This window comes from Stenotrophomonas lactitubi (genome assembly GCF_002803515.1).
GTDB classification, from domain to species: domain Bacteria; phylum Pseudomonadota; class Gammaproteobacteria; order Xanthomonadales; family Xanthomonadaceae; genus Stenotrophomonas; species Stenotrophomonas lactitubi.
In genome coordinates this window covers 454524-467784 of sequence record NZ_PHQX01000001.1, presented here as the reverse complement: position 1 = coordinate 467784, position 13261 = coordinate 454524, and the positions used below count along the sequence as shown (strand labels likewise).

General features: G+C 66.7%; 17 protein-coding genes. 14 read left to right on the top strand and 3 right to left on the bottom strand.

Annotation, left to right across the window (positions count from 1 at the left end):
* On the top strand, positions 1-684 hold the full coding sequence (locus CR156_RS02190) for a DUF3108 domain-containing protein (RefSeq protein ID WP_100551736.1): 684 nt from the start codon (positions 1-3) through the stop codon (positions 682-684).
* Positions 685-792: 108 nt separating this feature from the next.
* Here CR156_RS02190 and CR156_RS02185 read toward each other — a convergent pair whose 3' ends face one another.
* From CR156_RS02185 to CR156_RS02175, 3 genes are read right to left on the bottom strand one after another with little or no spacing between them, the layout of a single operon-like run.
* A complete protein-coding gene (locus CR156_RS02185; protein ID WP_100551735.1) occupies positions 793-1107 on the bottom strand; it encodes a hypothetical protein in 315 nt (104 codons plus the stop codon).
* Entirely contained in the window at positions 1104-2378 is a 1275-nt protein-coding gene (murA, locus tag CR156_RS02180; RefSeq protein ID WP_100551734.1) for a UDP-N-acetylglucosamine 1-carboxyvinyltransferase, read from the bottom strand. Before murA ends, CR156_RS02185 begins: the two co-directional genes overlap by 4 nt.
* 21 nt (positions 2379-2399) lie before the next feature.
* A complete protein-coding gene (locus CR156_RS02175) occupies positions 2400-2630 on the bottom strand; it encodes a BolA family protein (RefSeq protein ID WP_089239309.1) in 231 nt (76 codons plus the stop codon).
* Positions 2631-2684: 54 nt separating this feature from the next.
* On the opposite strand from CR156_RS02175, the gene CR156_RS02170 reads away from it, so the two are divergent.
* The 13 genes from CR156_RS02170 to ptsP all read left to right on the top strand — a co-directional run bounded on the left by CR156_RS02170 (position 2685) and on the right by ptsP (position 13247).
* Complete coding sequence (locus tag CR156_RS02170; RefSeq protein ID WP_100551733.1) at positions 2685-3686, top strand: KpsF/GutQ family sugar-phosphate isomerase; 1002 nt, start codon at positions 2685-2687, stop codon at positions 3684-3686.
* Positions 3687-3752: 66 nt separating this feature from the next.
* Complete coding sequence (locus CR156_RS02165) at positions 3753-4301, top strand: KdsC family phosphatase (protein ID WP_089239305.1); 549 nt, start codon at positions 3753-3755, stop codon at positions 4299-4301.
* Positions 4298-4873 (top strand): LPS export ABC transporter periplasmic protein LptC, encoded by a 576-nt coding sequence (lptC, locus tag CR156_RS02160; protein WP_089239303.1) that lies wholly within the window; start codon positions 4298-4300, stop codon positions 4871-4873. Before CR156_RS02165 ends, lptC begins: the two co-directional genes overlap by 4 nt.
* A 105-nt stretch (positions 4874-4978) precedes the next feature.
* Entirely contained in the window at positions 4979-5509 is a 531-nt protein-coding gene (lptA, locus tag CR156_RS02155; RefSeq protein ID WP_099819263.1) for a lipopolysaccharide transport periplasmic protein LptA, read from the top strand.
* Positions 5509-6228, top strand: coding sequence for an LPS export ABC transporter ATP-binding protein (gene lptB / locus CR156_RS02150; RefSeq protein ID WP_025874019.1), 720 nt, complete (start codon positions 5509-5511; stop codon positions 6226-6228). The genes lptA and lptB overlap by 1 nt, the downstream gene beginning before the upstream one ends.
* A gap of 40 nt (positions 6229-6268) precedes the next feature.
* Complete coding sequence (locus CR156_RS02145) at positions 6269-7708, top strand: RNA polymerase factor sigma-54 (protein ID WP_100551732.1); 1440 nt, start codon at positions 6269-6271, stop codon at positions 7706-7708.
* A 58-nt stretch (positions 7709-7766) separates the two neighbouring features.
* Positions 7767-8084 carry a ribosome hibernation-promoting factor, HPF/YfiA family gene (gene hpf / locus CR156_RS02140; RefSeq protein WP_004147311.1) on the top strand — a complete coding sequence of 106 codons (318 nt, stop codon included), beginning with the start codon at positions 7767-7769 and terminating at the stop codon, positions 8082-8084.
* A gap of 21 nt (positions 8085-8105) precedes the next feature.
* Complete coding sequence (locus tag CR156_RS02135) at positions 8106-8558, top strand: PTS sugar transporter subunit IIA (RefSeq protein WP_032977285.1); 453 nt, start codon at positions 8106-8108, stop codon at positions 8556-8558.
* The gene (gene hprK, locus CR156_RS02130; protein WP_004147299.1) at positions 8555-9505 is read left to right on the top strand and encodes an HPr(Ser) kinase/phosphatase; all 951 of its coding nucleotides are present in this window, start codon (positions 8555-8557) and stop codon (positions 9503-9505) included. The genes CR156_RS02135 and hprK overlap by 4 nt, the downstream gene beginning before the upstream one ends.
* A 27-nt stretch (positions 9506-9532) precedes the next feature.
* Complete coding sequence (rapZ, locus tag CR156_RS02125; protein WP_165780963.1) at positions 9533-10417, top strand: RNase adapter RapZ; 885 nt, start codon at positions 9533-9535, stop codon at positions 10415-10417.
* Between the two features lie 403 nt (positions 10418-10820).
* On the top strand, positions 10821-11213 hold the full coding sequence (locus tag CR156_RS02120) for a PTS sugar transporter subunit IIA (protein ID WP_099819261.1): 393 nt from the start codon (positions 10821-10823) through the stop codon (positions 11211-11213).
* Entirely contained in the window at positions 11206-11475 is a 270-nt protein-coding gene (locus CR156_RS02115) for an HPr family phosphocarrier protein (protein ID WP_025874024.1), read from the top strand. Before CR156_RS02120 ends, CR156_RS02115 begins: the two co-directional genes overlap by 8 nt.
* Before the next feature lie 2 nt (positions 11476-11477).
* Positions 11478-13247: a phosphoenolpyruvate--protein phosphotransferase gene (ptsP, locus tag CR156_RS02110; RefSeq protein ID WP_100551731.1), complete on the top strand. Its 1770-nt coding sequence runs from the start codon at positions 11478-11480 to the stop codon at positions 13245-13247.
* The last annotated feature ends 14 nt before the right edge of the window (positions 13248-13261 follow it).

Below are 13261 nucleotides of genomic sequence, written 5' to 3'. Positions count from 1 at the left end.
ATGAACACCGTGACCCGCCCCCTGACCTGGATCGCCGCTGCCGCCTTGTCGGTGGCCAGCCTGCCGGCCATGGCCCTGCAGCCGTTCAAGGCCGACTACCTGGCCAGCTACATGGGCATGCAGGCCAACGGCAGCATGACCCTGGCCAGCGAAGGCAGCAACAAGTGGCGCTACAGCCTGCAGGTCAAGAACCAGCTGGCCGACCTGAGCCAGACCACCGTGTTCGAGGAGGTGCGCGGGCAGCTGCGCCCGCTCAGCAGCCAGGATCGCTCGGCGTTGCTGGTGAAGAAGCGCAATGTGCAGGCCAACTACAACTGGACCAGCAACCAGGCCACCTGGACCGGCGACATCAAGCCGGATCGCGCCGGACCGATCGCCCTGAAGGCCGGCGACATGGACGCGCTGCTGATCAACCTGGCCATTGCCCGCGACCTGGCTGCCGGCAAGCCGCTGACCTATCGCATGGTCGACGAAGGCCGGGTCAAGAACATGACCTACCGCGTGGTGGGCAAGGAATCGGTCACCGTGGGCGGCAAGAGCTACGAGGCCACCAAGGTCTCGCGCGTCGACGGCAACAAGGAGCTGATCGCCTGGATCGTGCCGGAGTTCCCGGTGCCGGCGCGCATGCTGCAGCGTGAAAGCGGTCGCGATGCGCTGGACCTGACCATCAAGGCGATGAACTGACCGGCGATCCGCGCCATCCACGGGCGTGGATCTACTTCACGTCCCAGTAGATCCACGCCATGCGTGGATGGATGTCCCAAAAAAACGCCCGCTTTCGCGGGCGTTTTTTTATTTCTTCGGCGCTTCCGCCGGCGCGAACTCGGTGCGGCAGTCCACCCGGATCTGCTCGCCCGTGGATCGACGCACAAAGGTGCGGCAATGGCGGTTGCCGTCCTGGCTGTCGTTCACCGCCACCGCGTAGAACGACTGGATGATCTCGTCACGGGTCACCGTGCCATCGCCATTCCAGTCCATGTCCTTCTGCTCGATGCCCTTGGTGATGGCGATGTTGGCGTACCAGGCGTAGCCCAGCCACGCCAGTACGATCAACACCAGCACCAACAGCGCCTTGCGGCGACGGCTGAATTTGCCGCGCAGGATCATGCGGCCACGCGCCGGATGGTGGCGCCGAGCGAAGACAGCTTCTCTTCGATGTTCTCGTAGCCGCGATCAAGGTGGTAGATGCGATCGATGGTGGTATCGCCATCGGCCATCAGGCCGGCCAGGATCAGCGATGCCGATGCGCGCAGGTCGGTCGCCATCACCGGCGCCCCGCTCAGGCGTTCGTGACCGCGCACGATGGCCGTGTGGCCTTCCACCTGGATGTCCGCGCCGAGGCGCAGCAGTTCGTTGACGTGCATGAAACGGTTTTCGAAGATCGTTTCGTTGATCACGCCCACGCCGTCGGCCACGCAGTTGAGCGCCATGAACTGCGCCTGCATGTCGGTCGGGAACGCCGGGTACGGCGCGGTGGTCAGGTTGACCGCCTTCGGCCGCTTGCCGTGCATGTCCAGGGTGATGCTGTCTTCGCTGGTCTCGATGGTCGCGCCGGCTTCCACCAGCTTGGCCAGCACCGCGTCCATGGTGTTCGGGCGCGCGCGGTTGACGGTGACCTTGCCACCGGTCATCGCGGCGGCCACCAGGAAGGTGCCGGTTTCGATGCGATCGGGCAGCACTTCATGGCGGCCACCGGACAGGCGTTCGACGCCTTCGATGACCAGGCGCGCGGTGCCCAGGCCTTCGATCTTCGCGCCGAGTGCGATCAGGCAGTGCGCCAGATCGGTGACTTCCGGTTCCATCGCCGCGTTGTCGAGGATGGTGGTGCCTTCGGCCAGTACGGCAGCCATCAGCACGTTCTCGGTACCGGTCACGCTGACCATGTCGAAGGTGAAGTGACCCCCCTTCAGGCGCTTGGCGGTGGCCTTGATGAAGCCGTTCTCGACCACGATCTCGGCACCCAGTGCCTGCAGGCCCTTGATGTGCTGGTCGACCGGGCGCGAGCCGATCGCGCAGCCGCCGGGCAGCGACACTTCGGCCGCGCCGAAGCGGGCCAGCAGCGGGCCCAGCACCAGGATCGAGGCGCGCATGGTCCTGACCAGCTCATACGGCGCCACATGCTGGTTGACCGGACGCGGGTCGACCACGATCGCGCTGCCGCGCGACAGCGTGCCCTGGTCGATGGTCACTTTCGCGCCCAGTTCGCCCAGCAGCTTCACCGTGGTCACCACGTCATGCAGATGCGGCACGTTGGTGATCTCCACCGGCGCGTCGGCCAGCAGGGTCGCGCACAGGATGGGGAGGACGGCGTTCTTGGCGCCGGAGATGCTTACTTCACCGTGCAGCGCAGCGCCGCCGGTCACAACGATCTTGGCCATGTATTGGGGATCTTCTGCGGTTCAGCCGGCTTCGGCCGGGGTCACGGTTTTCAATGCGAGCGCGTGGATCGCGCCGCCCATCAGGTCGCCCAGAGTGGCATACACCATCCGGTGGCGGGCCAGCGGCATCTTGCCGGCAAAGGCCTCGCTGACCACGGTCGCTTCGAAATGCACGCCATCGTCACCCTGCACGTCGGCGCGGGCGCCGGGCAGGCCGGTTTCGATCAGATTGCGGATGGTGTCGGCGTCCAACGGGCTTTCCTAATAAAATGTGCGTCCATTCTACTTCCGCTGCGTGGCGTCCGCATGGCCGAATCCCTGTTGCCCCCCCGTTCCGCCGACCCAGCCGCCCTGGTCGCCAGTGGCCGGCGCGTGTTCGAGATCGAACGGCAGGCGCTGGACGCCGTGGCCGACCGCCTCGGCGACGCCTTCCAGCAGGCCTGCCGGGCGATCCTGGGCAGCCGCGGCCGGGTGGTCGCCACCGGTATGGGCAAGTCCGGCCATGTCGCGCGCAAGATCGCCGCCACCCTGGCCTCCACCGGCACCCCGGCGTTCTACGTGCACCCGGGCGAGGCCGGCCACGGCGACCTCGGCATGATCACCGAGGACGACGTGGTGCTGGCCCTGTCCTATTCGGGTGAATCGGATGAGCTGCTGATGTTGCTGCCGGTGCTCAAGCGCCAGGGCAATGTGCTGATCGCCATGACCGGCCGCCCGCAGTCGAGCCTGGCCAGCGCCGCCGATTTCCACCTGGATGTGAGCGTGCCGGCCGAAGCCTGCCCGCTGGCGCTGGCGCCCACCTCCAGCACCACCGCCTCGCTGGCGATGGGCGACGCCTTGGCGGTGGCCCTGCTGGACGCGCGCGGCTTCACCGCCGACGATTTCGCCCGCTCGCACCCGGCCGGCAGCCTCGGCCGCCGCCTGCTGCTGCACATCACCGACGTCATGCACACCGGCGAGGACCTGCCCAAGGTCGATGTCGGCGCCAGCCTCAGCGAAGCGCTGATGGAGATGAGCCGCAAGCGCCTGGGCATGACCGCCGTGGTCGACGACCAGGGCGTGCTGATCGGCCTGTTCACCGACGGCGACCTTCGCCGCGCGCTGGACACCGACCTGGACGTGCGCACCGCCAGGATCGCCGATGTGATGACCCGGCAACCTCGCACCATCAGCGCTGACAAGCTGGCGGTGGAGGCTGCCCGGCTGATGGAAACCCACAAGATCACCGGCCTGATCGTGGTCGACAGCGAGGGCCGCGCGGTCGGCGCCCTGAACATTCATGACCTGTTGCGGGCCCGGGTGGTTTAACCGACAGTCCGTAGACCCCATTCAGTCTGTACCAACGAGCCCGCAACCACCGAGTCCGATGCCCTGATGCCCTGGTCCCCCCTGCCCGCCTTCCCCGCCCATCTGCATGCCGTTGCGGCCAATATCCGCCTGGCCTGCTTCGACGTGGACGGCACCCTCACCGACGGTCGGCTGTACTACGACAAGGATGGCAACGAGAGCAAGGCGTACTTCGTGCAGGATGGCCTGGGCCTGAAACTGCTGCAGCAGCACGGTATCCACCCCGTGCTGATCACCGCGCGCAACAGCCAGTCCGCGCTCAAGCGCGGCGCCGACCTGGGCATCGACACCCAGATTGCCGTCGGCGACAAGCTGGCCAGCGTGCAGGCGCTGTGCGTGCAGCACGGCATCGGCCTGGAGCAGGTGGCCTTCATGGGTGACGACCTGCCGGACCTGGCGCCGCTGGGCGCGGTCGGCCTGGCCGTGGCCCCGGCCAATGCCCATCCGTGGATCGCCGAGCGCGTGCACTGGATCACCCGTGCCGACGGCGGCCGGGGTGCCGCGCGCGAGCTGTGCGACGTGCTGCTGGCCGCGCAGGGCCGCCTGGACGCCGTGCTGGCGAGGTTCGGCGCATGAATGCCCCCACCTTGAACTGGCGGATGATCCTCGGCGTGGGCCTGCTGCTGGCGGCCCTGCTGAGCAGCTGGGCCGCGCTGCGCAACCGTGAAAAGGCACCTGTCGTCGAAGGCCAGGACGCCGGTGTGGACTACATCCTGCACGACTTCCAGATCGTCGCCCTGGACGAACACGGCAAGGAATCGACCACCCTGCGCGCGCCCCTGCTGGAACGCCAGCGTGGCGACCAGACGCTCAACATCACCACCCCGCTGTTCGAAATGCCCGACAAGGACGGCAAGCACTGGACGCTGCGCGCCGAGACCGGCTGGCTCAGTGCCAAGGGCGACGAGATGAAGCTGCGGGGCAACGTCGCCGGCGACAGCCCGGCCGATCCCGGCGTGGTCCCGACCACCTTCCGCACCGACCACCTGGACGTGTTCCCGAAGGACAACCGAGCCCGTACCGATGCCCTGGTGACCATGACCCGCCCGGGCATGGAGCAGTCCGGCGTCGGGTTCGAGGTGGATTCGAAGAACAACACGTATCATTTCCTCAGCCAGTCCAAGGGCCGTTACACGCCCAAGCGCTGATTCCGCCGCCCGCCCGCGACGTCTTCCCGACAGGCGCGAAGCAGGCAGCCCCCACCCGCAGCCCCCGGTCCCGCCGGAGGCCCACCACCGGTAGAACGGACCCCGATGAAGATTCCCTTTGCAGCCGTGCTCGCACTCAGTCTTCTTGTCCCCGCTGTCGCCTTTGCCAAGTCGACCGACCGCAATGAAGCGATGAACATTGATTCCGGCGCGCAGTCCGGCACCCTCACCGGTGACGGCAAGACCGTGCTGTCGGGCGGCGTGATCATCACCCAGGGCACGCTGGACCTGCGTTCGTCCGAGGCCGAGATCTACCTCAAGGGCGGCGAAGCCGTGCGTGCGGTGTTCACCGGCAAGCAGGCCAAGATGAAGCAGCAGCTCGACGATGGCAGCTGGATGGATGCGGTGGCCGACCGGATCGACTACGACATCACCACCGAGATCATCACCCTGACCGGCAACTACAAGGTCACCAGCGCGCGCGGCACCAATGCCGGCCAGCGCATGGTCTACAACACCCGCAGCGGTGAGATGAACTCCGGCGGCGATGGCAGCCGCGTGCGCACCGTGATTCCGCCGAAGAACAAGACGCCCGCGGCCGCCCCGGCTGCGGCGCCGGCGGGAGGCAAGAAGTAATGCTCGTCGCAACTGGCCTGCGCAAACGCTACAAGCAGCGCGAAGTCGTCAAGGACTTCGGGCTGACCCTGGACGCCGGCGAAGTGGTCGGCCTGCTGGGTCCCAACGGTGCCGGCAAGACCACCTGCTTCTACATGATCGTCGGCCTGGTCGGTGCCGATGCCGGCAGCATCGTGCTGGACGGCAAGGACATCACCGGCGACCCGATGTACACCCGCGCCAAGCAGGGTGTGGGTTACCTGCCGCAGGAACCGTCGGTGTTCCGGAAGCTGACCGTGGCCGACAACCTGCGCCTGGTGCTGGAACTGCGCGAGGACCTGGATTCGGCTGGCCGCGAGCGCGAACTGAACAGCCTGCTCGACGAACTGCAGCTGGGGCACGTGTCCGAACAGCTCGGTGCCAGCCTGTCCGGTGGTGAACGCCGTCGTTGCGAGATCGCGCGTGCACTGGCCGCCAAGCCGCGCCTGATCCTGCTCGACGAACCCTTCGCCGGTGTGGACCCGATCTCGGTCGGCGAAATCCAGCGCATCGTCACCCATCTCAAGCAGCGCGGCATCGGTGTGCTGATCACCGACCACAACGTGCGCGAGACCTTGGGAATCTGCGACCGCGCGTATATCCTCGCAGAGGGCACCGTACTGGCCCAGGGCTCGCCCGAGGCGATCCTGGACAACGCCGACGTGCGCCGCGTCTACCTTGGGGATTCCTTCAAGCTGTAACCGCGGCCGCCGGGCCCTCTCCCTTCCGTTCGGCACAGGCATGAAGACTCGGCTGCAGACATCGTTGGGACAGCAGCTGGTGCTAACGCCCCAGCTGCAGCAGGCGATCAAGCTGCTGCAGATGTCCACGACCGAGCTGGAGCTGGAAATCGCCCAGGCGGTGGAGAGCAATCCACTGCTGGACTGGTCCGACAGCAGCGACGAAGGCGCCGGTGTCGACAAGGACGCCAGCAGCGACGACACGGGCGGCGACAATGACGCCCCGCCCGACAATGCTGAAAACAGTGGCGACGACTGGGCGCCCGCCGAGCTGGACTGGAGCAGTGGCGGCAGCGGCGGTAGTTTCGATGATGACGACGACAACGGCAGTGCTGCCGAACGCGTCGCCGAAACCGAAACCCTTGCCGACCACCTGCTGTGGCAGCTGCACCTGACCCACCTGTCCAACCGCGACCGCAGCATCGGCGCCGCGCTGATCGATTCGCTGGAAGACGATGGCTATCTGCGCGAGCCGCTCTCGGCCATTGCCGAAGCGCTGTTGCCGGCGATCCATGCCGGTGAAGACGAAATCCTGACCGTGCTGCACCAGATCCAACGCTTCGACCCCGTTGGCGTGGCCGCACGCAGCCTCGGCGAATGCCTGCAACTGCAGCTGGACGTGCTGCCTGTCGACACCCCGTGCCTGGCCCTGGCCCGGCAGGTCGCCGCCGGCCCACTGGAACAACTGCCGCGCAGCGGCGTGACCGGCCTGGCCCAGCAGCTGAAGCAACCGTTGGCCGAGGTCGAGACGGCCGTGGCCCTGCTGCGCTCGCTGGACCCTCGCCCCGGTACCCAGATCGCTCCGCTCGCCCAGGACACCTACGTGGTGCCGGACGTGGTCGTGTGGCGGCAGAACGGCATCTGGCGCGCCGCGCTGGCCGCCCATGCCGGCCCCAAGCTGGTGATCCACCGCGGTTACGAGCAGATGATCCGTCGCTGCGGTGACGCCGATGCCGGTTATCTGCGCGGCCAACTGCAGGAAGCGCGCTGGCTGCTGAAGGGCCTGCAGGCACGTGGCGAGACGCTGCTGCGGGTGGTGCGCAGCCTGATCCAGCAGCAGGCGGGCTTCCTTGAATTCGGCGAACAGGCACTGCGCCCGCTGACCCTGCGCGAGATCGCCGGCGAACTGGGCCTGCACGAATCCACCGTGTCGCGCGCGATCGCCCGCAAGCATGTGCGTACGCCACGCGGCACCCTGCCGCTGCGCGCCTTCTTCGCCTCGGGCATCGACACCGACGGCGGTGGCGAAGCGTCCAGCACCGCCATCCAGGCCATGATCCGGCGCCTGATCGATGACGAGAACCCACGCAAGCCGCTTTCTGACGCCAAGCTGGCTGACCTGCTCAAAACATCGGGAATCCCAGTAGCGCGGCGCACCGTGGCGAAGTATCGTGAGGCCATGAACATCTCCGCCTCGCACGAAAGAGTCAGAATCGTTTGACGCGCCGCCGCGCCCGGCGGAGAGGTTCATTGGCACATCCGATCAAAGGAGAAACCCGATGCGCATCGAAACGTTTGGCAAAGATGTCGAAGTCACCCCGGCCCTGCAGTCCTATGTAGAAGAGAAGCTGGCCCGGATCGGCAAACACTTCGACCAGCACTGCGAAGCGCGGGTGACGCTCAAGCTGCAGAAGACTGAACACCACGTCGATGCCAGCCTCAATATTCCGGGTCAGACCCTGCACGCTGAAGCCAATGCGCAGACCATGTATGCCGCGATCGACCTGCTGGCGGACAAGCTTGACCGCCTGGTGATCAAGCACAAGGAGAAAAAACAGCAGCACGCACCGCTGCCGGTGGGCGACAATGGTGGCTGACCGCCACCGCTCCCCGCAGACATGCCCCTGACTGACCTCCTGGCGGCCGTGCAGACCCAGCTCTGCACGGCCACCGACCGCGACAGCGTCCTGCAGGCCGCGGCCGGATTGCTGGCCTGCCGCCAGGCCAATGCCGAACAGATCTATCTCAACCTGTGCCAGCGCGAAGCGCTGGGCAGTACCGCGATCGGTTACGGCATCGCCATCCCGCATGGTCGTGCGCCGACCCTGGATCGACCCCGTGGCGCGCTGCTGCGTCTGCAGACCCCGGTCGATTTCGGTGGCGACGAGCCGGTGGACCTGGTGTTCGCCATGGCCGTTCCCGCCCACTACACCCATCAACACCTGATGCTGCTGTCCGAGCTGGCCGAGCTGTTTTCCGCGCCCTGCATCCGCCAGGCGCTGCGCGAGGCCGGTGATGCACGGGAGCTGCGCCAGGCCCTGGACCTGACCCCACCGGCGAGCGCCGCATGAATACCAGCATCACTGCCCGCGAACTGTTCGAACAGCAGCGTGAGCGGCTTGGCCTGCGTTGGGCAGCAGGCAAATCCGGCGAGAAGCGCGAGCTGGAGGCCGGCAATACGGTCTCGCGACGCCCTTCGCTGGCCGGCTATCTCAATGCGATCTACCCCAACAAGGTGCAGATCCTCGGTACCGAGGAACTGTCCTGGCTGGACGCTCTGGAACCACGCCAGCGCTGGGAGACCATCGAAAAAATCATGCAGTCGCATCCGCTGGCGCTGGTGCTGACCCGCAACCAGCCCTGCCCGGAAGACCTGCGCGCGGCCGCCGATGAATCCGGCACGCCGCTGTGGCTCTCGCCCAAGCGCGGCCACGAACTGCTCAACCACCTGTCGTACCACCTGGCGCGTACGCTGGCGCCGCGGGTGATCCTGCACGGCGTGTTCATGGAGATCTATTCCATCGGCGTGCTGATCACCGGTGAAGCCGGATCCGGCAAGAGCGAGCTGGCCCTGGAACTGCTCAGCCGCGGTCACCGCCTGGTGGCCGACGACGCCCCCGAGTTCACCCAGATCGCCCCCGACGTGCTCGATGGCACCTGCCCGGAACTGCTGCAGGACCTGCTGGAAGTGCGCGGCCTGGGCGTGCTGAACGTGCGCGAGATGTTTGGCGACACCGCTGTAAAGAAGAACAAGTACCTTCGGCTGATCGTCCACCTGACCAAGCCGATGACCGAGCCCACCCCCCATGGTTACGAGCGCCTGACCGGCGACTCAGGCACGCGCCACGTGCTGGACCTGGACGTGCCGCTGATCACCCTGCCGGTGATGCCCGGCCGCAACCTGGCCGTGCTGACCGAGGCGGCCACCCGCCTGCACATTCTGCGTACCAAGGGTATCGACCCGGCGGCGATGTTCATCGCCCGCCACAGCAACCTGCTGGAACGGCGAACGCCCTGACCCCCCTGCCCTTCGAAGAGTCCGTCCATGAGCACCGTCAGTCCCACCGCCCCGACCCTGATCATCGTCAGCGGCCTGTCCGGCTCGGGTAAATCCGTCGCCCTGAAGACCTTCGAGGACCAGGACTACTACTGCTCGGACAACCTGCCGATCCAGCTGCTGCCGGACTTCGTGCGCAATGTCCTGAGCCACCACAACGGTGCAGCAGCGCGCCGGCTGGCGGTGGGCATCGATGTACGCGGGCAGAGCGACCTGACCCAGTTGTCCAGCTGGCGGCAGCTGGCCACCGATGCCGGCGTGGATGCCAAGGTGCTGTTTTTCGAGGCCAACGATGAAACGGTACTCAAGCGCTATGCCGACACCCGCCGCCGGCACCCGCTGAGCCAGCTGGGCCTGTCGCTGCCGGAAGCGATCGCCCGCGAGCGCGAACTGATCGCGCCGCTGCGCCGCGAAGCCGATGCGGTGATCGATACCAGTGCGTTGAACGTGCATCAGCTGCGGCGCCGGATCATCACCGAATTCGCGATGGGCCATGCCACCCGCCTGTCGCTGCTGTTCGAATCGTTCGCCTACAAGCGCGGCGTGCCGGCCGAGGCCGACTTCGTGTTCGACGCGCGCGTGCTGCCCAATCCGCATTGGGATCCGGAACTACGCGCGCTGAGCGGTCGCGAACCCGGCGTGCGCGATTACCTGGAAGCGCAGCCGGATGTGCAGCGCTACCTGGCGCAGCTGATGGATTTCCTGGATATGTGGCTGCCCAAGCTGGGTGATGGCACCCGCAGCTATGTGACGGTGGCCTTCGGTTGTACCGGTGGCAAGCACCGCTCGGTGTTCCTGGCCGAACGCCTGGCCCGCCATGCACGTGAGATGGGCTGGGAAGACGTGGCGACCTATCACCGAGAACAGGATTGAGGGGTGGTCGGCCGGGCTGCGCCCGGCACCCGCAGAAACCACGGCAACGTCAACGTCAAACGCCTGCATTTCGTGGGATGCGGGGGGCGGTGTGGGGCTGCAGGACACGCCGTAAACCCGTCCTTGGGGGCTCGATGGCGCCATCCATGGCGCCAACGGTCCTGCAGCCCCACACCGCCCCACCTCTGACAGATTTCCGCTGCTGTTGGTGGGTGTCGACCTTGGTCGACACAGTAGATCCACGCCATGCGTGGATGAATCTCTGTCAGGCATCGAAAAACGGATGGGGTCGGATCGCTTTTTCAACGAAAAAGGGCTCCGACCCGAGCAACGCTGAATACGGGACACAGTGCCCCTCTCCTGCTGCTATCGCCAATTCACCTTGACCTGTTAACGTGCAGTAATGACCTGTGGCATTCTCCTCGTAACACATCCTGGGGTCGGGATCGCCCTGCTTGAGGTGGCGACCCGGCTTCTGCGGCAGTTGCCGTTGAAAACCGAAGCTTTCGAAGTACCGTTCGACGCAGACCTGGATGCTCTGCTCCCGCTCGCCTCGGCCGCTCTGCGGCGGGTCGATGGGGGTGAGGGCGTGCTGATCCTGACCGACCTGTACGGCGCCAGCCCCGCCAACCTCGCCGGGCAGCTGGCCCGGTTGGGGACCCCGGTTCGCCGGGTGTCGGCGCTGAGTCTGCCGATGTTGCTGCGGGTGATGAATTATCCGGAACAGGGACTGGATCAACTGCCTGCCACTGCGGCGGCGGGCACCCGTAATGGAGCGATAGTCGACGATGCTTGAACGAGAACTCACTGTGAGCAACCGCCTGGGCCTGCATGCCCGGGCCACCGCCAAGCTGGTGCAGACCCTGGCGCCGTTCCGCTGCAATGTGACCATGGCCGCCAAGGGCCGTGAGATCAACGCCAAGAGCATCATGGGCGTAATGCTGCTGGCGGCAGGGCAAGGCACGCCGGTCACCATCCGCATCAACGGCGAAGACGAAGTCGCGGCGATGGACGCGGTGGTCGACCTGTTCGAGCGTCGCTTCGACGAGGACAACTGAGCGTGCCGCGCGCGCGCGCCGGCCAAGCCCCCACCGGCCAACGGCCGGTACAGCTGCTGGCCGGACACGGCGCCGCCCGCGGTACTGCGATGGGCCGCGCCCGCGTGCGCCTGCCGCATGCACTGGAAGTAGCCGAACAGCGCGTCCCCCCTTCCCAGGTTGAATCCGAGCTGGCACGCCTGCACCGCGCCGTGGACGCGGCGCGCACGGAAATGCACGAGCTGCGCCAGCGCCTGCATGGTGCGCTGAACCAGGAAGTGGGCGAGTTCCTCGACCTGCATGCACTGTTGCTGGACGATCCCGAACTGCTGTTCGGCCTGGACGAACTGATCCGCAGCGGTCCCTACAGCGCCGGCTATGCGTTGCGACTGCAGCGCGACCGCTTGGCCAAAGTCTTCGATGGCATGGACGATGCCTACCTGAAGAGCCGCATGGACGACCTCGACCATGTGATCGGGCGCATCCATGCGTTCCTGCAGCCCGAGCGGCCGGCAGCGGTAAAGGGCCTGGCCGGTGAAATCCTGGTCTGCGACAACATCGCCCCTTCCGAGCTGGCCCAGCTGCAGTCGCACGGTGTGGTCGGCATCGTGACCAGCGCGGGCAGCGCGCTTTCGCACAGTGCGATCCTCGCCCGCAGCCTGCACCTGCCGTTGATCGTCAACGTGCCGCAGCTGCTGAGCAAGGTGATCGACGGCGACGTGCTGATCATCGATGGCGCCGACGGCAGCATCACCGTCAACCCGCAGGCCGACAACCTGCGTGACTACCGTGCACGCCTGAAGGAGCACGCACGCGAGCAGCGCGAGCTCGGCCGCCTGCGCAGCAAGCCCAGCCGTACCCGCGACCAGGTCGACATCGCCCTGCTGGCCAATGCCGAATCGCTGGAAGACGTGACCCAGGCGCATGCGCTGGGCGCGCACGGCCTGGGCCTGTACCGCACCGAATTCCTGTTCCTGCAGCGCAACGAACTGCCGGACGAAGAAGAACAGTTCCAGACCTACCGCGATGCGGCGCTGGGCATGAGTGGCCGCCCGGTGACCATCCGTACCTTGGACCTGGGTGCAGACAAGGCCGACCGCACCGGCCTGACCCTGAGCAACGAGGAAAACCCGGCGTTGGGCCTGCGCGGCGTGCGCCTGTCGCTGGCCCGGCCCAAGGTGGCCGACACCCAGATGCGCGCGATCCTGCGTGCCTCGGCCTACGGCAAGCTGCGCGTGCTGGTGCCCATGGTCAGCACCCGCGACGAACTGCTGGCGGTACGCCGGCGCATGCTGAAGCTGGGCGAGCAACTGCGCGCCGAGGGTCACATGGTGGCCGAGCATGTACCGCTGGGTGCGATGATCGAAGTGCCCGCCGCCGCGCTGGCGCTGGAGAGTTTCATCGACCTGGTCGACTTCCTGTCGATCGGCACCAACGATCTGGTGCAGTACCTGCTGGCCGCCGACCGCAACAACGAAGCACTGGGCGAACTGTATTCGCCGCTGCACCCGGCCGTGCTGCGCCTGCTGCAGATGGTGATCGAAACCGGCGCGCGCCATCGCATTCCGGTAGCGGTCTGCGGCGAAATCGCGGGCGACGCACGGATGACCCCGCTGCTGCTTGCGCTGGGCCTGACCGAGTTCAGCCTGCACCCGGGAACCCTGCTGGAAGTACGCCGGGCTGTCCGTGATGCCGACCTGGGTGCCCTGCGCGCCCGCGCACCGAAGCTGCTGGGCATGCGTGACCGCCGCGGCATCGAGCGCTGGCTGGCGTTGGTGGCGGACGCATCCTGATTCCCGCGCTACGC